This window comes from Amycolatopsis sp. NPDC049688 (genome assembly GCF_040674975.1).
Taxonomy (GTDB): domain Bacteria; phylum Actinomycetota; class Actinomycetes; order Mycobacteriales; family Pseudonocardiaceae; genus Amycolatopsis.
Map to the genome: position 1 here is coordinate 756098 of NZ_JBFANY010000004.1, position 24589 is coordinate 780686.

At 70.7% G+C, this 24589-nt stretch carries 18 protein-coding genes; 6 read left to right on the forward strand and 12 right to left on the reverse strand.

Features of this window, described 5'->3' with window-relative positions; all coding sequences use genetic code 11:
• The first annotated feature begins 6 nt into the window (after positions 1 to 6).
• Entirely contained in the window at positions 7 to 1956 is a 1950-nt protein-coding gene (gene glpK / locus AB0J55_RS18860; RefSeq protein WP_364249459.1) for a glycerol kinase GlpK, read from the forward strand.
• Here the strand turns inward: glpK and AB0J55_RS18865 are convergent.
• Positions 1953 to 2462 carry a MarR family transcriptional regulator gene (locus AB0J55_RS18865; RefSeq protein WP_364249461.1) on the reverse strand — a complete coding sequence of 170 codons (510 nt, stop codon included), beginning with the start codon at positions 2460 to 2462 and terminating at the stop codon, positions 1953 to 1955. The genes glpK and AB0J55_RS18865 overlap by 4 nt on opposite strands.
• Positions 2463 to 2561: 99 nt before the next feature.
• On the opposite strand from AB0J55_RS18865, the gene AB0J55_RS18870 reads away from it, so the two are divergent.
• The 4 genes from AB0J55_RS18870 to AB0J55_RS18885 all read left to right on the forward strand — a co-directional run bounded on the left by AB0J55_RS18870 (position 2562) and on the right by AB0J55_RS18885 (position 6735).
• Positions 2562 to 3125: an NAD(P)H-dependent oxidoreductase gene (locus tag AB0J55_RS18870; RefSeq protein ID WP_364249463.1), complete on the forward strand. Its 564-nt coding sequence runs from the start codon at positions 2562 to 2564 to the stop codon at positions 3123 to 3125.
• A gap of 7 nt (positions 3126 to 3132) precedes the next feature.
• Positions 3133 to 4125 carry an amidohydrolase family protein gene (locus tag AB0J55_RS18875; protein ID WP_364249465.1) on the forward strand — a complete coding sequence of 331 codons (993 nt, stop codon included), beginning with the start codon at positions 3133 to 3135 and terminating at the stop codon, positions 4123 to 4125.
• Between the two features lie 177 nt (positions 4126 to 4302).
• Entirely contained in the window at positions 4303 to 5442 is a 1140-nt protein-coding gene (locus AB0J55_RS18880) for an MFS transporter (protein WP_364249467.1), read from the forward strand.
• A gap of 78 nt (positions 5443 to 5520) precedes the next feature.
• Positions 5521 to 6735, forward strand: a complete 1215-nt coding sequence (locus AB0J55_RS18885) for a cytochrome P450 (protein WP_364249469.1) — start codon at positions 5521 to 5523, stop codon at positions 6733 to 6735.
• 9 nt (positions 6736 to 6744) lie between these two features.
• Here the strand turns inward: AB0J55_RS18885 and AB0J55_RS18890 are convergent, their stop codons facing one another.
• Positions 6745 to 7578, reverse strand: a complete 834-nt coding sequence (locus AB0J55_RS18890; protein WP_364249471.1) for a substrate-binding domain-containing protein — start codon at positions 7576 to 7578, stop codon at positions 6745 to 6747.
• Positions 7579 to 7816: 238 nt separating this feature from the next.
• On the opposite strand from AB0J55_RS18890, the gene AB0J55_RS18895 reads away from it, so the two are divergent.
• Entirely contained in the window at positions 7817 to 9262 is a 1446-nt protein-coding gene (locus tag AB0J55_RS18895) for a DUF1996 domain-containing protein (protein WP_364249564.1), read from the forward strand.
• Positions 9263 to 9328: 66 nt separating this feature from the next.
• On the opposite strand, the gene mmsB is transcribed toward AB0J55_RS18895, so the two are convergent.
• The 10 genes from mmsB to AB0J55_RS18945 all read right to left on the reverse strand — a co-directional run bounded on the left by mmsB (position 9329) and on the right by AB0J55_RS18945 (position 24462).
• Positions 9329 to 10549: a multiple monosaccharide ABC transporter permease gene (gene mmsB, locus AB0J55_RS18900; protein ID WP_364249473.1), complete on the reverse strand. Its 1221-nt coding sequence runs from the start codon at positions 10547 to 10549 to the stop codon at positions 9329 to 9331.
• Positions 10546 to 12066, reverse strand: a complete 1521-nt coding sequence (mmsA, locus tag AB0J55_RS18905) for a multiple monosaccharide ABC transporter ATP-binding protein (RefSeq protein ID WP_364249475.1) — start codon at positions 12064 to 12066, stop codon at positions 10546 to 10548. The genes mmsB and mmsA overlap by 4 nt, the downstream gene beginning before the upstream one ends.
• The gene (chvE, locus tag AB0J55_RS18910) at positions 12063 to 13166 is read right to left on the reverse strand and encodes a multiple monosaccharide ABC transporter substrate-binding protein (protein ID WP_364249477.1); all 1104 of its coding nucleotides are present in this window, start codon (positions 13164 to 13166) and stop codon (positions 12063 to 12065) included. Before chvE ends, mmsA begins: the two co-directional genes overlap by 4 nt.
• Before the next feature lie 17 nt (positions 13167 to 13183).
• The gene (gene araA, locus AB0J55_RS18915) at positions 13184 to 14692 is read right to left on the reverse strand and encodes an L-arabinose isomerase (RefSeq protein ID WP_364249479.1); all 1509 of its coding nucleotides are present in this window, start codon (positions 14690 to 14692) and stop codon (positions 13184 to 13186) included.
• A gap of 17 nt (positions 14693 to 14709) precedes the next feature.
• A complete protein-coding gene (locus AB0J55_RS18920; RefSeq protein WP_364249481.1) occupies positions 14710 to 15387 on the reverse strand; it encodes an L-ribulose-5-phosphate 4-epimerase in 678 nt (225 codons plus the stop codon).
• The gene (araB, locus tag AB0J55_RS18925) at positions 15387 to 17015 is read right to left on the reverse strand and encodes a ribulokinase (RefSeq protein WP_364249483.1); all 1629 of its coding nucleotides are present in this window, start codon (positions 17013 to 17015) and stop codon (positions 15387 to 15389) included. The genes AB0J55_RS18920 and araB overlap by 1 nt, the downstream gene beginning before the upstream one ends.
• 70 nt (positions 17016 to 17085) lie before the next feature.
• A complete protein-coding gene (locus AB0J55_RS18930; protein ID WP_364249485.1) occupies positions 17086 to 20901 on the reverse strand; it encodes a LamG-like jellyroll fold domain-containing protein in 3816 nt (1271 codons plus the stop codon).
• Positions 20902 to 20930: 29 nt separating this feature from the next.
• The gene (gene yjfF / locus AB0J55_RS18935) at positions 20931 to 21914 is read right to left on the reverse strand and encodes a galactofuranose ABC transporter, permease protein YjfF (protein WP_364249487.1); all 984 of its coding nucleotides are present in this window, start codon (positions 21912 to 21914) and stop codon (positions 20931 to 20933) included.
• Positions 21911 to 22954 carry an ABC transporter permease gene (locus AB0J55_RS18940; protein ID WP_364249567.1) on the reverse strand — a complete coding sequence of 348 codons (1044 nt, stop codon included), beginning with the start codon at positions 22952 to 22954 and terminating at the stop codon, positions 21911 to 21913. Before AB0J55_RS18940 ends, yjfF begins: the two co-directional genes overlap by 4 nt.
• Before the next feature lie 5 nt (positions 22955 to 22959).
• Positions 22960 to 24462, reverse strand: a complete 1503-nt coding sequence (locus AB0J55_RS18945) for a sugar ABC transporter ATP-binding protein (protein WP_364249569.1) — start codon at positions 24460 to 24462, stop codon at positions 22960 to 22962.
• Positions 24463 to 24589 lie beyond the last annotated feature (127 nt).

The following is a 24589-nucleotide window of genomic DNA, read 5'->3' on the forward strand; positions in this document are numbered from 1 at the left end:
AGGACGATGGTCCAGCGGTACGTGATGTCCATCGACCAGGGCACCACCTCCACCCGGTGCATCCTGTTCGACGCGCGCGGCCGGCTCGTCTCCGTCGTGCAGCGCGAGCACCAGCAGCACTTCCCGCGGCCCGGATGGGTCGAACACGACGCGACCGAGATCTGGCGGAACCTCTCGCGGATCGTGCCGCAGGCCCTGGCCGACGCGGGCGCGACCGCCGACCAGGTCGTCGGCCTCGGGATCGCCAACCAGCGCGAGACCACCGTCCTGTGGGACCGGCGCACCGGCAACCCGGTCGGGCGGGCGATCGTCTGGCAGGACACCCGCACCGACGCCATGCTCGAACAGCTCGCCCGGGAACCCGGCGCCGACCGCGTCCGGCAGCTGTGCGGCCTGCCGCTGGCCACGTACTTCTCCGCGCCGCGGATCCGCTGGCTGCTCGAACGCACGCCGGGGCTGCGCGAGCGCGCCGAACGCGGCGACGTCCTGTTCGGCACCATCGAGAGCTGGCTGATCTGGAACCTCACCGGCGGCGCCGAGGGCGGCGTGCACGTCACCGACGTCACCAACGCCTCGCGCACCATGCTGATGAACCTGCGCACCCTTTCGTGGGACGACGAGCTGCTCGAGTTCTTCGACGTCCCGCGCGCGATGCTGCCGGAGATCAGGTCGTCGACGGAGGTCTACGGGACGACGTCCCGGGTGGTCCCCGGCATCCGGATCGCGGCGGCGCTGGGCGACCAGCAGGCCGCGCTGTTCGGCCAGACCTGCTTCGCGCCCGGCGAGGCGAAGTGCACCTACGGCACCGGCAGCTTCCTGCTGCTCAACACCGGCCCGACGCCGGTGCTGTCCACCCACGGCATGCTCACCACGGTCGGCTTCAAGATCGGCGACGAGCCCGCGGTGTACGCCCTCGAAGGGTCGATCGCCGTCACCGGGTCGCTGGTGCAGTGGTTCCGCGACGGCCTGGAGCTGATCGGCAGCGCACCGGAGATCGAGACCCTGGCCCGGACGGTCGAGGACAACGGCGGCTGCTACATCGTGCCCGCGTTCTCGGGGCTGTTCGCGCCGCACTGGCACAGCGAGGCCCGCGGCGTGATCGCCGGGCTGACGTCGTACATCACGAAAGGCCACCTCGCGCGGGCGGTGCTGGAGGCGACCGGCTGGCAGACCCGCGAGGTCGTCGACGCGATGAACGCCGACTCCGGGCTGGCGCTGTCGACGTTGAAGGTCGACGGCGGGATGACCGCGGACAACCTGCTGATGCAGTTCGTCGCCGACGTCCTCGACGTGCCGGTGGTCCGCCCGATGGTGGCGGAGACGGTCTCGCTCGGCGCGGCCTATGCGGCCGGGTTGTCCGTCGGGTACTGGCCGGACCTGGAGGGCCTGCGCCGCAACTGGCACCGGGCGGGCCAGTGGCTGCCGGCGATGGACCCGGCCCGCCGCGACACCGAGTACGCGCACTGGCGCCAGGCGGTCGAGCTGACGTTCGGCTGGATGCGCCCGGCCCCGGCCGCGGCGGCCCCCGGCTCGGACCTGGTGGAGGTCCTGCTGGCCGACCACCGCCGGTTCGAGCAGCTCCTGCGCGACCTGCGCAACAGCGAAGCCGACCGCCCGGCCCTGGTGGCGGAGCTGGCGGCGTTGCTGGTCGCCCACGCGACGGCGACCGAGCGGATCGTCCGCCCGTCGTCACCCGGCGCACCGTTCGCCGACGACCTGCTGGCCGTCCTCGACGGCGACGACTTCGAGAAGGCGTTGCTGCGGCTGGAGAACGCCGTGGACGCGCACGTGCGCGGCGAAGAACGCGGGCTGCTGAACGAACTGCGCCGCGAGATGTCCACATCGGACCGCACCGGGCTGGGGCGGGCGTTCGTCGCGGAACGGCGTCGCCAGCAGGACCTCGACTGCGGCCGGGCGGACCACATCCGCGGGCTCGGCGATCGCCTCAAGCTCTAGGACGGCAACGGCAGCCGGGGGCCGGGTTCGCTGTCGATGCGGTGGAGCACCTTCCCGGAAATCCGGTGCAGGGTCCGGAGTTCGTTCGCGCCGAGAACGTCGACGAACAGCTCCAGTACCCGTGCCACGTGTGCGGGTGCCGCGTCGGCGAGGTAGGCGTATCCCGCGTCGGTCAGCACGGCTCGCGTGTAGCGCCCGTTTCCGGGGTCGGGCTCGCGGACCACGAAGCCGCGGTTCTCCAGCCGGCGGATCAGGTGGGAAAGGCGGGACAGTTCCGTGCCGGCCAGGACGGCGAGCTCGCTCATCCGCAGGCGGCGCCCGGGCTGGTCGGACAGGTGCGCCAGGACGTAGTACTCGACCAGGCTGAGCTTCGAGTCCTGTTGCAGCTGGGCTTCCAGGGCCACGGGCAGCCGCTGGAGCAGTTTCATGAATCCCCTCCACGCGGCCAGCTGGTCGTCGGTGAGCCAGCGCGGCCCGGCCGCCTCGGGATCCTTCGGAGCAGGCATGCGGGGAGTGTACCGGCGGGAAACCGACACTTGAATCTTCAAGTCAGTCGGGCTAGCGTGACTTGAAGATTCAAGTCACGAAGATTCGGAGGCAGCCCCGTGAGCGATCTGCAGCTCGCCGTCATCCTCGGCAGCACCCGCCCCGGCCGCAACGGCGAAGCCGTGGCCGACTGGGTCCTGACCCGCGCCAAGGAACGCACCGGCGCCCGCTACGAGCTGATCGACCTGCTCGACCACCCACTGCCCCACCTGGACGAGCCCATCCCCGCCCGCGCCGGCCGGTACACCGGCGAACACACCAAAGCCTGGGCCGCCACCATCGCGGAGTACGACGGCTTCGTCTTCGTCACCCCCGAGTACAACCACTCCACGTCCGCGGTGCTGAAGAACGCCATCGACTACCTCTACGGCGAGTGGAACAACAAGGCCGCCGCCTTCGTTTCCTACGGCTCACTCGGCGGCGCCCGGGCGATCGAGCACCTGCGCGCGATCTGCAGCGAACTGCAGCTCGCCCACGTCCGCCAGCAGCTGTCCTTCTCCCTGGCCGACGACTTCCGCAACTTCACCACCTTCACCCCCGCGGCCGCGCACGACCAGGCGGCCACGATCCTGTTCGACCAGCTCGAATCCTGGGCCGGCGCACTCAAGACCGTCCGGAGCTGAGCGCGCGATGCGGCTGTACGGGCTGGAGGAGCACTTCGTCACCGCCGAGGTGACCGAGGCCTGGAAGCGGCACGATCCCCAGCCGGCCGAGCCGATGATGAAGCGGGCATTGGCCGCGGGCGTGCTGCCGGCCCTGCTCGACGTCGGCGAGGGGCGGATCGCGGCCATGGACGACGCCGGGATCGACACGGCGGTGCTGTCCCTGACGACACCCGGCCTGCAGAACCTGCCCGCCGCCGAGGCGGTCGCCCTGCAGGTGGCCGTGAACGACGGCCTCGCCGAAGCGATCCGGCGCCATCCCGGACGTCTGCAGGGGTTCGCGACGCTGGCGACCCCGGCACCGCCGGCCGCGGCCGACGAACTGCGGCGCGCGGTCACCGAACTCGGGTTCCACGGAACGCTGGTGAACGCACACTCCGGCGGCCGCGCCCTGGACGCGGCCGGATTCTGGGACATCTACGAAGCCGCCGAAGACCTGCGCGCGCCGGTTTACCTGCATCCTCGCGCGCCGGTGCCCAGCGTCACCGACGCGTACTACCGCGGGTTCGGCGAGCCGGTGGACAGCATGCTGGCCACCGGGGCGTTCGGCTGGCACTATGACGCCGGCCTGACCGTCCTGCGGATGATCATCGCGGGTGTTTTCGATCGGTTTCCCGGCCTGCAGGTCATTCTGGGCCACTGGGGCGAAGTCGTGCTGTTCTACCTCGACCGCGTCGCCGCCATGGACCCGCTCGTCACCCTTCGGCGCCCGATCGCGGACTACTTCCGCACCAACATCTTCATCACCCCGGGCGGCATCGCCAGCCACAAGTACCTGCGGTGGAGCCGCGAAACAGTCGGGGCGGAGCGGATCATGTACGCCTCCGACTACCCGTTCAACCGGGAACGCGCCGGGTCCGCACGGGCCTTTGTGGACAGTGCACCCCTCGGCGGCGCCGACCGGGAGCTCATCGCGTCCGGGAACTGGGAGAAGCTCGTCGCCGGTATCCGGCGAGACTGAAGGGAGTCAGCACGTGAACGACGAAGCACCCGTTGAGGACGCTGCCGCGCCGGGCCGTCCGTAAAACACTTGCCGAGCCGGGGGTCCGTCGGCCATGGTGACCCCAGTCGTCCGGACCCGCCTCGGCCGGGCCGTGTCCCTCCGCCCGGGCTTCCCGGCGGCCACGAGGACTCCCCCATGTCATCCGGATACCGTCCGGTGCTGCGCCTTCCCGGCGCCGCCGCCTTCTTCTTCACCGCCGCCGTGGGCCGCACCGGCATCGCCATGACCGGTCTGGGCCTGCTCTGGCTGTTCCACGCCCGCGCCGGTTCGTACGGCACGGCCGGTCTCGCCACCGCCGGGTTCGCCCTCGCCGAAGGCGTGCTCGGCCCGCAGGTCGCCCGCCTGACCGACCGGTTCGGCCAGACCCGTGTCCTGCCGTTCTCCGTGGCCGCCCACGGCATCGCCGTCGCCGGTGTCCTCACCGCGCCGCCCCCGGTGGCGGTCGCCTTCGCCGCCTGCGCCGGCGCGGCCGTCCCCCAGCTCGGCGCGCTGTCCGCGGCCCGCTGGGCGCACCTGCTGCGGGGAACCGGCCACCTGCCGGCCGCCTTTTCGCTGGAGTCGCTCGCCAACGCCACCGCGTTCCTCCTCGGACCGGTACTGGTCACCGCGCTCGGGGCGGCCGGGTACGCACCCCTGGCCAGTACCCTGGCCGCGGTTCTCGTCGTCGGCGGTGGTGCGGCCCTGGCCACCCAGCGCCGGACCGCGCCACCGCCGGCCCGCCCCGGACGTCCCCTTCGCCGGGTGCGTTTCGTCCGGCTCGCGCTGCTCAACGTGGCTGTCGGGCTGTACTTCGGGACCATGGGTGTCTCGGTGAGCGCGTTCGCCACCCAGCACGGCGTGCCCGGGGCGGCCGCACCGATCGTCGCCGCCGCGAGCATCGGCGGGCTGGTTTCCGGCTGGCACTACGGGCTGCGCAGGCACCGCGCCCCGGCCCGGCTCCAGCTCGTCGCCGCCGCCGCTTACCTGACGGGCACAGCGTTTCTGCCTCCTCTGGCGCCGTCCGCCCTGTGGCTCGGGGCCGCGGTGGTGGTGACCGAGGCGGCGATCCCGCCGACGCTGGTGCTGCTGAACGTCCTCACCGAGACGACCGTCGACCCGGCTGTCCGCACCCAGGCGTTCACCTGGAACAACTCCGCCAGCGCGGCCGGCTCCGCGCTGGCGGCGTTCGTCTCCGGGCACATCGCCGACGCACTGGGCGCTTCCGCCGCCTTCGCCCTCGCCCCGGCGGCCGGGCTCGCCCTGCTCGTGCTGTCCGTCGCTCTGCCATCGGAGTGATCCCGGCTCCGGGCCCTGCCCCGGCAGGGTGCCGGGGAGAAGACTGCGAACACCGCACTGCCACCGGAGGGAGCTCCCGTGTCCGACGCCGCTCTGCTGTCCCTGTCCACCCCCGCCGGGCTCGCCGATCCGTACCCGGTCTACGCGAAACTCCGCGAAGAGTCACCGGTCTTCCGCAGCGAGGTCTACGACGGCTGGGTGCTCAGCCGGTTCGCCGACTGCCAGCAGGTGCTCGCCGACGGCGAGACCTTCCGGGTCCTGGACGCCGAATGGCGCGACCGGCACCGGCCGGGCTGGCGGGACAACGCCGCGATGGCGATGCTGACGGACCTCCTGCCGTGGAAGAACCCGCCGGAACACACGCGCGAGCGCCGGCTGCTCGTCCGCGACTTCACCGTCCGGCGCGTCCAGCAGCTGGAGCCCGCCGTCCGCCGCGCCACCGACCGGCTGCTGGACCGCTTCGCCGACGCCACGGCGGACGGGACCGCGGCGGAGTTCGTCGGCACGGTCCTCTACCCGCTCGGGATGGCCGTGATCGGCGATCTGGTCGGCGTGCCCGAAGCCGACCACAACCGGCTTCGCCGGGTCACCGAGCTGATCGGCAAGCAGGTCGACCCGGCGATGGCGCCCGGACTGCGTGCCCAGGTCGACGCGGCCGCCGTCGAATACCGGGACTACTTCACGGAGCTGATCGCGCGGCGGCGTGCCGATCCCCGCGACGACCTGACGTCCGCGCTGCTGGCCCGGCCCGCCGCCGGCGAGGAGCTGATGTCCGAGGGAGAGGTGCTCAACGCGCTGCTCGTGCTGTTCGGCGGCGGCTACGAGACCACCGCGGGTGCGCTGGGCAACGGCATCCACGCGCTGCTGACCCACCCGGACCAGTACGCCCTGCTCGCCGGCGACCCAGGGCTGGCGTCGGGGGCGGTCGAGGAGGTGTTGCGGTGGGACGGGGCCGCCCAGATGAGCCAGCGTGCGGCCGCCCGGCCGGCGGTCCTCGACGGCCGGGAGATCCCGGCGGACGACATGGTCGTGATCCTCGCCGGGGCGGCGAACCGGGACCCGGCGCGCTTCGCGGACCCGGACCGCTTCGACATCACCCGCGACGGCGGCCGCGGGCTGTTCTTCGGGCACGGCCTGCACCTGTGCCTCGGCGCGGCCCTGGCGCGGCTCGAAATGACTGTGCTGCTCGAACAGCTGGGCAAGCGGTTCCCGACCTTGCGGATCGGCGGTGAGGTGGCGCGCCGCCCCAACCCGGCGCTGCGCGGGATGGCGTCCCTGCCGCTGACCCGGTGAGCCCGGGGCCTACGCGTTCTTGAGGCAGCGGCTGCTCTCCCGCACCACCAGCTCGGCCTCGACCGTCCCCCACGCCGGTACCGCGACACCGTCGATGCGGGCCGCCATCGTGGCCAGGGTGCGGCGGCCCGCCGCCAGGTGGTCCTGGCGGACCGTCGTCAACGGCGGGGCGAAGTACGCCGCCTCGGGGACGTCGTCGAAGCCGACCACGTGGGCGTCGCGCGGGACCCGCATGCCGGCCTCCGCGAACGCGGCCAGCAGCCCCAGTGCCATGTGGTCGTTCGCCGAAAACACCGCACCCACCCCGGATTCGACCGCCAGGGACTGGCCGGCCCGGAAGCCCGACCGGGCGGACCAGTCGCCGCGGACCACCGGGGGCACCTCCGCCCCGTGGCGTTCGAGTGTCTCGCGCCAGCCGCGCTCGCGGGCGCGGGCCACCGGCCCTTCTTCCGGGCCGCCGAGGTGCCAGACCGTCCGGTGGCCGAGCTGCAGGAGGTGTTCGGTCGCCTGGCGAGCCCCCGCGTACTGGTCGGTCGAGGCCGCGGGCACCAGCGGGATGCCGGCGACCGGGGCGAGCTCGGCCAGCAGGTGCCCGTCGAGCACCACGATCCCGGTCACGCCCTGCAGCTGCAGGCCGGCCACCGCGGCGAGCACGGCCGCGCCGCCGGCGCTGGACACGCTGAAGACGCTCAGTGCGTACTCCTGCTCGCGGGCGGCGGCGCGCAGGCCGTGCAGGACGGGCCCCGACGCCGAGGCTCCGGTCGCGATCACCCCGAGCGTGCCCCGTCGCGGGAGGGGCCGCGCGTGGAGCGGGCCGTCGGGACCTGCGTCGTCCACGGGCATGCGTCGATGTTAGCGATCACAGGGATAGACGTGAACTTTGTTCACCTTCCATAAATAACGAAACGGTAACGCGCTGAACCGGGCTCCGGCGGCGGCCGTTCCCCCCAATGCCGGAACCAGTGACACCGGGCGCGTCCCCGATACCCGCGCCCCGGTGCTCACTCCCCGGGTTCCGCACGTCTCCAGCCCGGGCACGCAGGCTTTCTTCGGCGTGCCCGGAAAACCGAACGAGGTGACCATGGCCCGGAATACCACCCGCACCCCCGCCACGGGCAGACATCGCATCACCCGCCGCACGAAGATCGCGACCGGCGGTCTCGCGCTCGCGATCGCGGTCGGCGGCATCGTCGTCGCGACCACCGCCGGGCGCACCGGCGAGGCCAGTGCCGACCCCGCCGACAAGTCGTTCTTCATCGACATCGCGAAGGTGCCTGCCGGGGTGAACGTGAACAAGGCGCTGCAGCAGAAGGGCGCGCGCGGCACGTTCACCGTGGACTGCGGCCGCAACGAGAACCAGCACTTCAACCCCGACAACTTCATCGCGCAGCCGGGGATCAAGAACGGTGCCCAGCACCTGCACGACTACGTCGGCAACCTCTCCACGAACGCCGATTCGAACAACAAGAGCCTGCTCAAGGCCGGGACCACGTGCAAGAACGGCGACAAGTCCGCCTACTTCTGGCCGGTCGTCCGCATCGACACCGGCGACGACGAGAAGAACCCGCCGGCCACCCAGCCCGACCGCGCCGGCAGCGCCAAGGACAAGGCGAGTGCCCAGGTCGACTGCCCGGACGTCGCGAGCAAGCTGCCCGACGTGCCGGACCAGGCGATGGACGAGGTCAACCGCAACCTCGACCTGCTCGACAAGCAGATCGACGAGGCGAACAAGCGGATCGCGAACGGCGACCTGAAGACCCCGCAGGACATCCAGAACGCCGTCGTCGGACCGCTGAAGGACAAGCGCGCGGCCACCATCGACCGGATCGCCATCGCGATCGGCCGCCGCGCCGCGAAGCCGACGAACCTCGGCGGGCTCGCCGCGTGCAAGCTCAAGCAGAACGGCCAGGGCGGCCTCGACAACGGCGGCCAGAACAGCAACGGCCAGGCGGGCGAACTGCCGGGCGTCAACGACAAGAACGAAGTCGGCGACAACGACGGCGAGATCCAGCGCGTCCAGTCGGCGACGATCACCTTCACCAGCGGCGGCGCGCAGAAGGTCGTCGCGATGCCGCAGTTCCTCCGGATCCTCTACGGCGACGCCAAGCAGAGCACCAACGGCCCGGCCAACGCCCGGCCCAGCTGGACCTGCACCGGCTTCGAGGACCGGCTGACCGACCACTACCCGATCTGCCCGCAGAACAGCAAGGTGGAGCGCATCCACGCCTTCCCGAACTGCTGGGACGGCAAGAACATCGACAGCGCCAACCACCGCACGCACATCGTGTTCGCCGACCAGCAGGGCAAGTGCCCGCAGGGCTTCAAGAACGTGCCCCAGCTGGTGATCAAGCTGGTCTACAACATCCCGCGGGACATCCAGCTCAAGGGCGAGTACAAAGTGGACGCCTTCGCGCAGGAGAAGCACAACCCGCGTTCGGACCACGACGACTTCGCGAACGTCATGGGCCAGCGCCTGATGAACCAGGTCGTCAACTGCATCAACACCGGCAAGCGCTGCAACCAGTGACCGGCTGAGAATGCGGTGAAGGCCACCTCGGGAAGTTCCCGAGGTGGCCTTCACGTGAACCGCGCGTCAGGAGGCCGCGCGGCGCTTGGTCCAGATGTCGTAGGCCACCGCCGCCAGCAGCACGACACCCTTCACCAGCATCACCCGCTCGCTCGGGGCGCCGATCAGCGACATGCCGTTGTTGATCACCGCCATGATCAGGCCACCGGTGATCGCGCCGACCACCTTGCCGACGCCGCCCTGGACCGCCGCGCCGCCGATGAACGCCGCCGCGATCGCGTCGAGCTCGAAGTTGACGCCCGCCGTCGGGCCCGCCTGGTTCAGGCGGCCCGCGAAGATGATCCCCGCCAGGGCTGCCAGGACGCCCATGTTGACGAAGATCCAGAACGTTACCTGCTTGACCTTGACGCCCGAGAGCGTCGCCGCCTGCAGGTTGCCGCCCACGGCGTAGATGTGCCGGCCGAACACCGACTTGCCGGCCACCAGCGAGTAGCCGAGCACCAGCGCCGCCAGCAGGATCAGCACCCACGGGAGGTTCTTGAACCGCGCCAGCTGCACCACCAGGGCGAGCACCAGCACCGCGATCCCGGCCAGCTTCAGCACGAACATCGGGAACGGGTCGACGTCCTGGCCGTAACCGAGCCGGCCCATCCGCTTGCGCCACTGGGTGAACACGATCCCGGCCACCGCGGCGACGCCGGCGAGCAGCGACACCAGGTCGGCGCCACCGAGCGGCCCGAGGCCGATGTTGCCCAGGTAGCCGTCGGTGAAGCCGTTGGACAGCGTGCGGATCGCGTCCGGGAACGGGCCGATGCCCTGGTTGCCCAGGACGGTCAGGGTCAGCGCCCGGAACGCCAGCATGCCGGCCAGCGTCACGATGAACGCCGGGATGCCGAAGTAGGCGACCCAGTAGCCCTGCCACGCGCCGATCACCGCGCCGACGACGAGGGTGATCAGCACCGCCCAGAACCACGGCATGTGCGAGTTCACCATCAGCACCGCCGACACCGCGCCGGTCATCGCGACGACCGACCCGGCGGACAGGTCGATGTGCCCGGAGATGATCACCAGGATCATCCCGATCGCGAGGATCAGCACGTAGCTGTTCTGCACGATGATGTTGGAGATGTTCTGCGGCTCCAGCAGCGCGCCACCGGTGAGCACCTCGAACAGCACCACGATCAGCGCGAACGCGACGTAGATGCCGCTCTGGCGCGGGTTGATCGAGATCCTCCGCTTGGAGCGCTCAACCGGGGGCACGGCGGGCCGTGCTTCGGTCGTGGTCATTCCCGTTCCTTCGTCATGTACTGCATCAGCAGTTCCTGGGTGGCTTCTTCGCGCGTGGCCTCGCCGGTGATTCGCCCCGCCGACAGCGCGTAGATCCGGTCGCAGAGCCCGAGCAGCTCCGGCAGCTCGGAGGAGATGACCAGGACGGCCTTCCCCTGGGCGGCCAGCTCGTTGATGATCGTGTAGATCTCGAACTTCGCGCCCACGTCGATGCCGCGGGTCGGTTCGTCCAGGATCAGCACGTCCGGATCGGTGAAGATCCACTTGGCCAGCACGACCTTCTGCTGGTTGCCGCCCGACAGCTTCCCGGTCACGCTCTGCACGCTCGGTGCCTTGATCCGCAGATCACGACGGTACCGGTTCGCCGTGTCGTGCTCGGCGTGCTCGTTGACCCAGCCGCGCCTGGCCAGCTTGCCCAGCCCGGCCGCGGACACGTTGCGCTGGATGTCCTCGATCAGGTTGAGCCCGTAGCGCTTCCGGTCCTCGGTGGCGTAGGCGATGCCGTGGCGGACGGCCTCCTGCACCGACCGGACCTCGATCTCCTTGCCGTGCTTGATGATCCGGCCGGAGATGTCCTTGCCCCACGACCGGCCGAACACGCTCATCGCGAGTTCGGTGCGGCCCGCGCCCATCAGCCCGGCCAGGCCGACGATCTCCCCGCGCCGGAGCGTGAGCGACGCGTGGTCGACGACGACCCGGCCGGCCTGGGTCGGGCTGTGCACCGTCCAGTCCTCGATCCGCAGCACCTCTTCGCCGATTTCCGGTTCCCGGGGCGGGAACCGGTGCTCGAGGTCGCGGCCGACCATCCCGGTGATGATGCGCTCTTCCGTCAACCCCGCCGCGTCGAGCGTTTCGATCGTCCTGCCGTCACGGAGGATCGTGACGGTGTCGGCGATCGCCGTCACCTCGCCGAGCTTGTGCGAAATGATCACGCACGTGACGCCCTCGTCCCGCAGCCCGCGCAGCAGCTCGAGCAGGTGGGCCGAGTCGTCGTCGTTGAGCGCCGCGGTGGGCTCGTCGAGGATCAGCAGCTTGACCTCTTTGGACAGTGCCTTGGCGATCTCGACGAGCTGCTGCTTGCCGACGCCGAGTTCCTGCACCGCCCGCGTGGGGTTTTCGGCGAGGCCGACGCGCTTGAGCAGCGCGTCGGCCTCGTGGTTGGTGCGGTTCCAGTCGACCCAGCCGCGCTTGGCCTGTTCGTTGCCGAGGAAGATGTTCTCCGCGATCGACAACTGGCCGCACAGCGCGAGTTCCTGGTGGATGATCACGATCCCGCGCCGTTCGCTGTCGCGCACCGACCCGAACTCGCACCGCTGCCCGTCGAAGGTGATCTCGCCGTCGTAGCTCCCGTGCGGGTAGACGCCCGAGAGCACCTTCATCAGGGTGGACTTCCCGGCGCCGTTCTCCCCGCAGATCGCGTGGATTTCCCCGCGGCGCACGGAAAGGTTGACGTCCGACAGCGCCTTGACCCCGGGGAAGGTCTTGGTGATCCCGCGCATGCCGAGCAGTTCGGTCATTTCAGCTGACCTGCCGTGTAGTAGCCCGAGTCGACGAGTTCCTTCTGGTAGTTCGTCTTGTCCACGGTGACCGGCTGCAGCAGGTAGGACGGGACGACCTTCTTGCCGTTGTCGTAGTCCTTGGTGTTGTTGACCTCGGGCTTGCCGCCCTTGAGCACCGCGTCGGCCATCTTGACGGTGGTGTCGGCGAGCTTGCGGGTGTCCTTGAAGATCGTCGAGTACTGCTCACCGGCGATGATGGACTTGACCGAGGCGACCTCGGCGTCCTGCCCGGTGACGATCGGGTACGGCTGGCCGGCGGTGCCGTAGCCGTTGCTCTTCAGGGCCGACAGGATGCCGATCGACAGGCCGTCGTACGGGGAGAGCACGCCCTGGACCTTCGCGCCACCGGTGTAGGTCTTGGTGAGCAGGTCCTCCATGCGGCGCTGCGCGGTGGCCGGGTCCCAGCGGAGGATGGCCGCGCGGGCGAAGTCGGTCTGGCCGCTCTTGACGACCAGCTTGCCGCTGTCCATCAGGGGCTTGAGGACGGACATCGCGCCGTTGAAGAAGAAGGTCGCGTTGTTGTCGTCGGGGGAACCGGCGAACAGCTCGACGTTGAACGGGCCGGCACCGTCACCGAGGCCCTTGACCAGCGAGTTCGCCTGCTCGACGCCGACCTTGAAGTTGTCGAAGGTGGCGTAGTAGTCGACGTTCGGTGAATTGCGGATCAGCCGGTCGTAGGCGATGACCGGGATCTTCTTGTCCGCGGCCTCCTGCAGCTGGGTGGTGATGGCGGTGCCGTCGATCGAGGCGATGACCAGGAGCTTGGCGCCCTTGGTGATCTGGTTCTCGATCTGGTTCACCTGGGTGGGGATGTCGTTCTCGGCGTACTGGAGGTCGACCTTGTAGCCGAGCTTCTCCAGGGCGGCCTTGATGTTGTCGCCGTCGTGGATCCAGCGTTCCGACGACTTCGTCGGCATGGTGACGCCGACCAGGGCGCCCTCGGCACTGGCGCCGGGCGCGGCCGTCTGGTCCGCGGTCTTCTGGCTCGAACCGCACGCCGACAGCGTGAGCGCGAGCCCCGCGGCGGCGAGCGCCGCGATTCCTCTGGTGAACTTCATCGTTCCTTCTTCCTTTCTCAGAAGCCCTGAGCGAGCCGGTGGTACGCCTGATTCCAGCGGATGCGGTCGGCGAAATCGTGCGGCGTCGTGTCCTTGTCGATGACCAGCAGTTCGACGCCGAGCAGGTTCGCGAAGTCGCGAAGGGTTTCCGTGCCCACGGCCTGGGTGAGCACGGTGTGGTGCGGGCCGCCCGCGGTGATCCAGGACTCCGCGGACGTCGCCAGCGACGGGGCCGGCTCCCAGACCGCCCGGGCGACCGGCAGGTTCGGCAGCGGCTCGTCCGGCGCGACGACGTCGATCTCGTTGGCCACCAGCCGGAACCGGTCGCCGAGGTCGACCAGGCCGAGCACGACGCCGGGGCCGGGCGCGGCGTCGAACACGAGCCGGACCGGGTCCTCGCGGCCGCCGATGCCCAGCGCGTGGATCTCGCAGGACGGCTTGGCGGCGGCGATGCTCGGGCAGACTTCGAGCATGTGCGCGCCGAGGATCTTCGGCTTGCCGGGCCCGAAGTGGTAGGTGTAGTCCTCCATGAAGGACGTGCCACGCTCGCGGCCGACGCTCATCGCCTTGACCGCGGCGAGCAGCGCCGAGGTCTTCCAGTCGCCCTCGCCGCCGAAGCCGTAGCCGTCGGCCATCAGGCGCTGCACCGCGAGGCCGGGCAGCTGGCGGAGCCCGCCGAGGTCCTCGAAGTTCGTGGTGAACGCGCCGAAGCCGCCGTCGGTGAGGAACTTCCGCAGCCCGGCTTCGATCTTCGCCGCGTACCGCAGCGACTCGTGCCGCGCGCCCCCGGCCGCCAGGTCCGCGACAACGTTGTAATCGTCGGCGTACTGCCGCACGAGCGAGTCCACTGTGTCCTTTTCGGACACCGCGTCGACCTGCTCGACCAGCTCGTTCACGCCGTAGGTGTTGACCGAGACGCCGAACCGCAGCTCGGCTTCGACCTTGTCCCCTTCGGTCACGGCGACGTCGCGCATGTTGTCACCGAACCGGGCCAGCCGCAGGTTCCGCAGGTGGTCGGCACCGATCGCGGCCCGCGCCCACGCGTCGATCCGCGCGACGACGGCCGGGTCGGACACGTGCCCGGCCACGGTCTTGCGCGGCACGCCGAGGCGGGTCTGGATGAACCCGAACTCGCGGTCGCCGTGCGCGGCCTGGTTGAGGTTCATGAAGTCCATGTCGATGGTCGACCACGGCAGGGCTTCGTTGAGCTGGGTGTGCAGGTGCAGCAGCGGCTTGCGCAGCGCGTCCAGCCCGGTGATCCACATCTTGGCGGGCGAGAAGGTGTGCATCCACGCGATCACGCCGACGCAGGCGGCGTCGGAGTTGGCTTCCTGCAGCACGCGGCGGATCGAGGAGGCCTCGGTCAGCACCGGCTTGCCGACGATCTCGGCCGGCAGCGCGCCGGAGGCGGTCAGCAGCTGCTGGATGCGCAGCGACTGGCCGGCGACCTGCTCGAGGGTCTCCTCGCCGTAGAGGGCCTGGCTGCCGGTGAGGAACCAGAGCTGGGGTTTCGATGCCGAAGTCATCGTTCTCCTTGGGAAGGTCAGTGCTGGCCGTAGACGTTCTGGTACCGGGCGTAGAGCCGGTCGACGTCCTCGGGCGGGAGGGGTTCGGGCGTGCCGAGCTCGAAGGCCTTGTGGACGGTGCGGGCCACGTCCTCGACCATCACCGCGGCCTTGACCGCGTCACGCGCGGTGCGGCCGACGGTGAACGGGCCGTGGTTGCGCATCAGCACCGCGGGCGAGCGGCTGGAGCGAAGCGTTTCGACGATGCCGCGGCCGATGGAGTCGTCTCCGATCAGGGCGAACGGCCCGACCGGGATCTCCCCGCCGAACTCGTCGGCGATCATCGTCAGCACGCACGGGATCGGCTCGCCGCGGGCCGCCCACGCCGTGGCGTAGGTCGAGTGCGTGTGCACCACGCCGCCGATCTCCGGCATGTGCCGGTAGACGTAGGCGTGCGCGGCGGTGTCGGACGACGGCGCGAGCTCGCCCTCGACGAGCTCGCCGTGCAGGTCGGTGACCACCATGGTGTCCGCGGACAGGTTGTCGTAGGACACCCCCGAGGGCTTGATGACCAGCAGGTCCCGCCCGGGTACCCGGGCCGAGACGTTGCCCGCGGTCCAGATGACCAGCTCGTTGCGGGTCAGCTCGCCGTGCAGCTTCGCCACCGTGTCGCGCAGTTCGGCGACGGTGTCGAGCACTTCACCGGTCAGGGACATCAGGACTGTCCTTTCGCGACGGCACGCTTGCGGGCGGCCAGCCGGTGCATGACATCGTTGCCGCCACGGCCGAAGTAGTCGTGCAGCTCGGTGTACTCGGCGTACAGCTCGTCGTAGGCGACGACGTGCGCGGCGACCGGCCGGTACACCGCGCGCTCGACCGAGCCCATCGCGGCGGCGCCCGCGCGGATGTCCGCGTGGGCCCCGGCGGCGACGGCCGCGTGGATGGCCGACCCGAGCGCGGGTCCCTGCGCCGAGCCGATCACCGACAGCGGCAGGTTGGTGACGTCGGCGTAGATCTGCATCAGCAGCGCGTTCTTCGCCAGGCCGCCCGCGATGATCAGCTCCGTGACCGGGACGCCGGCGGCGTTGAACGTCTCGATGATCTTCCGCGTGCCGAAGGCGGTGGCCTCCAGCAGGGCGCGGTAGACGTCCTCGGGCCGGGTGGCGAGCGTCTGGCCGACGACCACACCGGACAGCTCGTGGTCGACCAGCACCGACCGGTTGCCGCTGTGCCAGTCCAGGGCGATCAGGCCGTGCTCGCCGATCTCCTGCTGGGCCGCGAGCCGGGTGAGCTCCTCGTGCGAGGCACCGGCGAAGTGCTCGACGAACCAGCCGAAGATGTCGCCGACGCCGCTCTGGCCGGCCTCGTACCCCCACAGCCCGGGCACGATCCCGCCTTCGACGACCCCGCACATGCCCGGCACCTCGTGCAGTTCGGCGCCGTTCATCACGTGGCACGTCGAGGTGCCCATGATCGCCACCATCTGCCCGGGCTCGACGGCCTGGGCCGCGGGCGCGGTGACGTGGGCGTCGACGTTGCCGACGGCCACGGCGATGCCTTCGGGCAGCCCGGTCCAGCCGGCGGCCTCCGCGGACAGCGAACCGGCCCGGGAACCCAGCTGGCCCAGCGGGTGCTCCAGCTTGTCGGCCACGAAGGACTCGAAGCCGGGGGCGAGTTCGCGGAGGAAGTCGCGGCTCGGGTACTGGCCGTCCTGCAGGATGCCCTTGTACCCGGCGGTGCAGGCGTTGCGGACGTAGCTGCCGGTGAGCTGCCAGACGATCCAGTCGGCCGCCTCGACCCAGTGCCGCATGGCGGCGTAGACCTCGGGTGCCTCTTCGAAGACCTCGAGGCCCTTGGCGAACTCCCACTCCGAGGAGATCAGCCCGCCGTAGCGCGGGAGCCACTTCTCGCCGCGGGTGCGGGCCAGCTCGTTGATCCGCACGGCCTGCGGCTGCGCCGAGTGGTGCTTCCACAGCTTCACGTACGCGTGCGGGTTGCCTTCGAACTCGGGCAGTTCGCACAGCGGGGTGCCGTCCGCGGTTGTCGGCACCATCGTGCACGCGGTGAAGTCGGTGGCGATGCCGACGACGTCGCCCGGGTCGACGCCGGCGTCCCGCAGCGCCGCCGGTACGGCGTTGCGGAGCACTCCGACGTAGTCCGCGGGCACCTGCAGCGCCCATTCCGGTGGCAGCGCGCGGCCCGTGGCGGGCAGCGTCTCGTCGAGCACCCCGTGCGGGTACTCGAAAACGGCGGAACCGAGTTCCGCTCCGTCACGGACCCGCACGACCACCGCGCGGCCCGACAACGTGCCGAAGTCGACGCCGACGGTGAGTGGTTCTCCCACGGTGTCCTCCCTCCTGGTTGGTGACCGGGACGCGGCGCGGGCGGCGGTGAACGCGCCGCGTCCCGGGGTCTTAGCGGCCGGTGAGCACCAGCGTCGTCACGGAGTTGGCCGGCAGCGTCAGCTTCGACGTCGCGGCGAGCCCGGTGATCTCCCTGGTCTGCGGCACGATGGCGGACGGCGCGGCGAGGCTGTTGCGCCCCGCCGGGTCGCCGGTGAGCGTGGTGAGCGTGCCGGTGCCGTCGACGGCGGTGACGCCGGTGAGCGACAGCCGTGCGGTCTGCACCTGCGAAGTCGGGTTGACGAGTTTGACCGTGAAGGTCTTCCTTCCGCTCTTCGTGGTCACGTTGACCACCTGCCGCAGGGGGCTGCCCTGGTTGAGGCGGCTGGTGACGATCTGCTTGCCGAGGGTGCTGGAGAACATCTGCTGCACCCAGTACGACGGCGAGGCGTAGCTCGTCCCGGCGTCGAAGCCGATCAGGTTGACCGGCCAGTTGGACTGGTTCTCCTGCACCAGCACCGGCGCGTACATCGAGCCGATGACGACGTCGCTGTTGCGTTCGAGCCCGGTGAGGAACGCGGCCTCGCCGATGGCGGCGGCCAGGGTGCCGGTGGGCCGGCCGTCCTGGGCGCCGTACTCGCCGACGAGGATGTCCGGGCCGCTGCGGTCGGCGGTGTCGTAGCGGGTCGAGTTGTCGGTGAACCACTGCGGCGACTGGTAGTAGTGGTCGTCCGCGGCGTCCGGGCGCACCCCGGTCGACGTGCTCGACGCCGAGCCGCCCTGCAGGCCGCCGGTGGTGGCGATGACGGTCAGCTGCGGGTACTTCGCCTTGATGGCGTTGTACATGTCGGTGAAGCGCCAGGCGTAGCTGCCCGAGCCGTCGAACCAGTCCTCGTTGCCGACCTCGACGTAGTGCAGGTCGAACGGTGCCGGGTGCCCGTCGGCGATCCGCTTGGCGCCCCACGTCGTGGTGCTGTCGCCGATGGCGTACTCGATCTCGTCGAGGGCTTCCTGGACGTAGGCCGGGTAGTCGGCCTGGCTGACGTGCTGGCCGTTGAGGGTGTAGCCGGCGAACAGCGCCAGGAGCGGCTGGGCGCCGATGTCCTCGGCGAGCTTCAGGTAGTCGAGGATGCCGAAGCCGTCGGTGGACCAGTAGCCCCACGCGGTGTTCTGGTGGCCGGGCCGCTGCTCCAGCGGGCCGATGGTGTTCTTCCACGCGAACCGCGTGTCCAGGGTGTTGCCCTCGAGGTAGTTGCCGCCGGGGACGCGGAACAGGCCGAGCTTCATCGCCGCGAGCTTCTGCCCGAGGTCGGCGCGGACGCCGTTGGCGCGGTTCTTGAAGGTCGGCGGGAACAGCGACACCTGCTGGAACCAGGCGTCCCCGCTCAGCGCCGTCTTGCCCTTGTTGACCAGCGAGACGACGATCCGGTTGTCCGTGGAGTTCGTGATCGTCGACGACGTGGTGAAGCTGAACGTCTGCTGCGCCCAGGCCGTCCCGACCGGCTGGACGTCCTTGCTCGCCAGCACGGTGCCGTCCGGCTTCTCCAGGCTGACCCGCACCGCACCCTTCCAGCTGCCCTTGGCGAAGAAGCTGCCGGTGTACTTCGTGGACGGCTTCGCGGCGACACCGTAGAAGCCGACGTTCGCGGCGGCAACTCGGCCGGCGGCCGGGACGGTGTCCGCGTGCAGCTTCAGCGCGCGGTCGAGCGCGGTGTTCAGCGGGTTCGCGGTGTCGACCGAGTAGGTCCCGGCCGCGCCCGCCGAGGTGAGCAGCGACCAGTACGGCACCGGCGTGTTGCCCGCGCCGCTGCCGGGCTGGTAGCCCTCCTTGAACGTGCGGTTGCGGACGAGCTCGGCGTAGAGGCCGCCTTCGACCGAGTGGCTGATGTCTTCGAGGATCGAGCCGTAGGTCGTCGGCCGCGTGTTGGCGCGGACGACGTTGGCGTCGACGGCGAGCTGGTTCGCCCCGGCCAGGGTGCCGATCTGCGCCGCGGTGAGCGGGAAGCGGCGCAGCTCGACCTCGTCGACGGCGCCGGTGAAGCCGGAGCCGACGGTGAACGGCGCCGCCGCGGTACCCGAAGCCGGGCAGGCGGAGACGTCCAGGGTGGTGCCGGTGGGCGTGCCGCAGGTGCTGGTGACCGCGGAGGCGTCGCCGTCGGCGTAGACGGTGAGCCGCTGTGCGGCCCGGTCGAGGACGAGGGCGGCGTGGTGCCAGTTGCCGTCGGCGAGGCCGCCGCCGTTGGTGGTGACCTGGATCGTGCCGACGCGGGCGGTGAGCTTGCCGCCGGTCACGCCGAGCGCGTAGCCGTCGCCGTGGTCGGCCAGCGTTCCCGACGCGGTGGTACGGAACCACGCGGCCAGGGAGAGCGAGCCGGTGCCGGTGTCGAACGCGGGCGAGGTGCCCATGTCCACAGTGGACTTGCCGTCCAGCTGGACGGCCTTGCCGGCCGCGCCCGCGGTCCACGTGGCCCCGTGCAGCGTGCCGTCGGCCGCGTTGACCGAGGAGTCCCGGGCCACCGTGCCGGTGCCTTCGTCGAAGTGCCAGGACCCGCTCGCGGCCAGCGCCGCGACGGCGGAGGCGGTCAGCGGCGTCGGGTACGCGCGGACGTCGTCGACGCCACCGGCGAACCAGTCGGCGGGGCTGCCCGCCCACTTGCCGCGGCCGATCTCCAGGTGCCCGGCCGCGGTCCACGGCGTGGTGAACGGGACGCTCTGCTGCAGGGTTCCGTTGACGTACAGGGTAAGCGTGCCCGCCGCCCGGTTGTAGACACCGACCAGGTGCTGCCACTGGTCGGCCTGCGCGGGCAACGTCGACACCGCGGAGGATGACGGGGTGTCGCCGTCGCCCGCGCGGCGCGTGAAGGCGAAGCGGCCGTCGGCGGCGCGCTGCAGGTAGAACCCGCTGATGGTGCTGCCGTCCACGCTCACCGCGGTGCGGAAGCCGCCCGCCGCGGTGGGCTTGACCCACGCCGACACCGAGAAGCTCTGGGCGGTGTCCACGACCGGGGCCGGGACGTCGACCGCGGCGTCGGTGCCGTCCAGCGCGACGCCGTGCGGGCCGACGACGCCGTCGCCCCAGGCGGCGCCGCCGGTCAGGGTGGCGGTGCGCGTGTCGAGGGAGTCGTCCGCGGTCGTGGTGCCGGTGCCTTCGTCGAGGCCCCAGTGCCCGGCGATCGCCAGGCGGGCGGCGTCGGCGGCGGTCACGGCGCCCGAGTAGGCGCGGACGTCGTCGATCGTGCCGTCGACGAAGTCCACCGGGTTGCCGCCGTACTTGCCGCGGCCGATCACCAGGTGCCCGGTGCCCGCCCACGCGGTGGGCGCGGCCACGGTGGTCTGGCGGGTGCCGTCGACGTACAGCGACAGCGTCGACGCGCTCGCGTCGTACACGCCGGTCAGCTGGTACCACTGGCCCGCGACGGGGTCGAAGTTCGCGCCCGCGACGACGCCGTCGGTCGGGGCGTCGCCGGCCAGCCGGGTGAAGGCGAACCGGCGCGAGTCGTCGCGGAACTGCAGGAAGAAGTTGCTCACCTGGGTGCCGTCGACGCTGACGAACGTCTGGTAGCCGGAGGTCTTGTCCAGCTTCACCCAGCTGCTCACGGAGAAGCTCTTGGTCGTGTCGAGCACGGGCGCACCCGCGTCGGCGAACCCGTTGGCGCCGTCGGTGGTCAAGGCGCCGCCGCGGATGCCCGGACCCCAGCCCGCGCCGCCGGTCAGCGTGGCGGGGTGGCTGCCCGCGGTGTCGGCGGCGGTCGTCCCGCTGCCGTCGTCGAACGTCCAGTGCCCGGCCAGGCCCGGTTCGGGGTCCGCCGCGGCGGCCGTCACCGGCAGCGCGGAGAACAGGGTCAGGGCCGCGAGCACGGCCAGGGGGCGCCGGAATCTGCGGGGCATGGCTCTCCTTCGAGCGTTCACGCTCACACTCAGCGGGCCCGTCGGGTGACGAGGCGTTGCAGGACGATGAAGACGAACAGGAGGGCCCCGGTGATGATCGAGGTCCACCAGGAGTTGAGGGTGCCGTCGAAGGTGATCAGCGTCTGGATGATGCCCAGCACCATGATCCCCAGCACGGTCCCGAGCACGTACCCGGACCCGCCCGTGAGGATGGTGCCGCCGATGACGACCGCGGCGATCGCGGTCAGCTCCAGGCCGACGCCGTTGAGCGGGTCGCCCGAGGACTTGTAGAGCACCAGCAGCAGCCCGCCGAGCGCCGAGCAGAACCCGCTGATCGTGTACACCGCGATCTTCGTGCGGCCGGTCTTGAGGCCCATCAGCATCGCCGACTGCGCGTTGCCGCCGATCGAGTAGACCGTGCGCCCGAAGCGGGTGAACGCCAGGACGTAGGCCGCCGCGGCCACCACCACCAGGGCGACCACCACGCTGGTCGAGATGTGCAGCTCGCCGCCGAGCGGGATCTGCGTCTGGGCCAGGGTGGCGATCGTCGCGTTGTCGATCGAGTAGGCCTCGGTGGTGATCGTGTAGCAGAGGCCGCGGGCGAAGAACATCCCGATCAGCGTCGCGATGAACGGCTGGATCTCGAAGAAGTGGATCAGCGCGCCCATCCCGGCGCCCAGCACCACGCCGACCAGCAGCACCACGGCCATCGCCGCGTACGCCGGCCAGCCGTGCTTCTGCATCAGGTCGCCGGAGATCACCGTGGACAGGGCGACCACCGACCCGACGGACAGGTCGATGCCGCCGGTGAGGATCACGAACGTCATGCCGACCGCGACCACGAGCAGGAAGGAGTTGTTGATGAACAGGTCGAGGATGACCTGCCCGGAGCCGAACGCCTCGTAGCTCGACGCACCGAAGATGTACGCCCCGATCAGCAGCGCCATCGTCGCGAGGATGGGCAGGTGCCGCTGCTGCGGCCGGTAGCCCTTGACACGGGCGAGCGTGGTCATGCGGTGACCTCGACCTTCTCCGGGGCGGGTGCGGGCGCCGGGGTGACCGGGCGGGCTCCGCGCCGGCGGAACTTGCGGCGGAACGCGGGCGACAGCAGCAGGCACACCACCAGCACGACGATGGCCTTGAACAGCATGATCGACTCCGGCGGGATGCCGAGGGCGTTGACGGTGGTGGTGAGCGTCTGGATGAGCAGCGCGCCGATCACGGAGCCGCCGAGGGAGAACCGCCCGCCGGTCAGCTGGGTGCCGCCGACGACGACCGCGAGGATGGCGTCCAGTTCGATGAAGAGCCCGGCGTGGTTGGCGTCGGCGCTGTGCACGTTCGAGCTGATCATCAGCCCGGCGATGCCCGCGCACAGCGCGCAGAAGACGTAGACGAGCCAGGTCAGCCGCGCCGAGCGGAGCCCGGCCAGCCGGCTGGCCTCGGGGTTGCCGCCGACGGCCTCGACGAGCAGGCCGAGCGCGGAGCGGCGAACGAGCACCGACGCGAGCACGAACACCGCCAGCGCGATCAGGATGGCGCTGGGCAGCGTGAACAGGTACCCCTTGCCGATCCACTCGAACGAGTGGGAGTTGACGGTGATGATCTGCCCGCCGCTGATCAGCTGCGCGATGCCGCGGCCGGCGACCATGAGGATCAGGGTCGCGATGATCGGCTGGATGCCCAGTGCCGCGACGAGCCAGCCGTTCCACACCCCGAGCACCAGCGAGAGGCCGAGCGCCAGGCCGAACGCGACCAGCGTGGTGCCGGCACCGTCCGGGTTGTCGCTGATCCACAGGCAGGCGAGGGAACCGCTGATCGCCACCACCGCGCCGACCGAGAGGTCGATGCCGCGGGTGGCGATCACCAGCGTCATGCCGATCGCGATGAGGATCAGCGGGGCGCCGTTCTTGAGGATGTCGACGACGTTCCCGTAGAGGTGCCCGTCGAGGAATTCGATCTTGTAGAAGGACGGGCTCGCGATCAGGTCGCCCAGCAGCAGCACCACCAGGGCCATCACGGGCCAGAAGAGCCGCTGTTTCGTCAACCGTTTCAATGCAGTCACGCCTGCACCCCCTCGGCCATCGTGGCCATGATGTCGTCCGCGGTGAGCGCCTGGTTTTCCCGCTCCGCCACGACCTTCCGGTCGCGCAGCACCACGACGCGGTGGCTCAGCCGCAGGACCTCTTCCAGTTCGGCGGAGATGTAGACGACGGCCATCCCGTCGCCCGAGAGCTGGGTGACCAGGCGCTGGATCTCCGTCTTGGCGCCGATGTCGATGCCGCGGGTGGGCTCGTCGAGGATCAGCAGCCGCGGTTCGGTGATGAGCCAGCGGGCCAGCAGCACCTTCTGCTGGTTGCCGCCGGACAGGTTGCCCACCAGCGCTTCGGGGTTGGCGGGCCGGATGTCGAGTGCCTTGATGTACTTCTCGGCGATCTCGTCCTGCCGCCGTCGCGACAACGGCCGCGCCCAGCCGCGGGACGCCTGCAGCGCCAGCACGATGTTCTCGCGGACGGTGAGCTCTTCGACGAGCCCCTCGGCCTTGCGGTTTTCGGAAAGGAACGCGATCTTGTGGTCGAGCCCGGCGCGCGGGGTCCGCAGCGCGGTGGTCTCGCCGTCGACCTGCACGGTGCCGCTGTCGGCGTGGTCGGCGCCGAAGAGCAGCCGGGCGAGCTCGGTGCGGCCGGAGCCGAGGAGGCCGGCCAGTCCGACGACCTCGCCGGCGTGGATGGCGAGGTCGAAGGGCGCGACACCGCCCTTGCGGCCGAGGCCCTCGGCGGCCAGCAGCACCGGCGCGCCGGCGACCTCGGCCCGGCTGGGGCCGGAGTCCCCCAGGTCCTCGAGGACCTGGAGCTCCTTGCCGATCATCCGGGTGACCAGCTCGACCGGGGTGATGTCCGCGGTGCGGTACTCGCCGATCAGCTTTCCGTTGCGCAGCACGGTCATCCGGTCGGCGATGGCGAAGACCTGGTCGATGAAGTGGGAGACGAACAGGATCGCCAGGCCCTGCTCGCGCAGGGACCGGACGACCTTCAGCAGCTGCTCGACCTCGCCGGCGTCCAAACTGGACGTCGGCTCGTCGAGGACGAGCACCCGCGCGTCGACGTCGAGCGCGCGGGCGATCGCGACCAGCTGCTGCACCGCGATGGAACAGGTGGACAGCTCGGCCGAGACGTCCACGTGGACGTCCAGCCGGGCCAGCAGTTCCTCGGCGCGCTTGCGCATCGGGCCCCACTGGATGCGGCCGAAGCGGCGGGGTTCGCGGCCGAGGCAGACGTTCTCCGCCACGGACAGGTTCGGGCAGAGGTTGACTTCCTGGTAGACCGTGCTGATGCCGGCCTGCTGGGCCTCGCCGGGCCCGGTGAAGGCGACATCGTCGCCGTCCAGTTCGATCGTGCCCGCGTCCACCCCGTACACCCCGGTGAGCACCTTGATGAGGGTGGACTTGCCGGCGCCGTTCTCGCCCATCAGGGCGTGGACTTCGCCGGGGTACATCCGGAAGTCGACCCCGTCCAGGGCGAGGACGCCGGGGAACTCCTTGCGGATACCGCTCATCCGCACCATGGGCTGCGGTTCAGGCATTTGGTGTGCTCCGGCGACCGGCAGCGCCGGGTCGGCGCCGATCGCCGCCCAGTGGGCGAGTTCGTCGTCGAAACCGCCTTCGGCCGCGTGTCCGGCCAGGGTGCGGGCC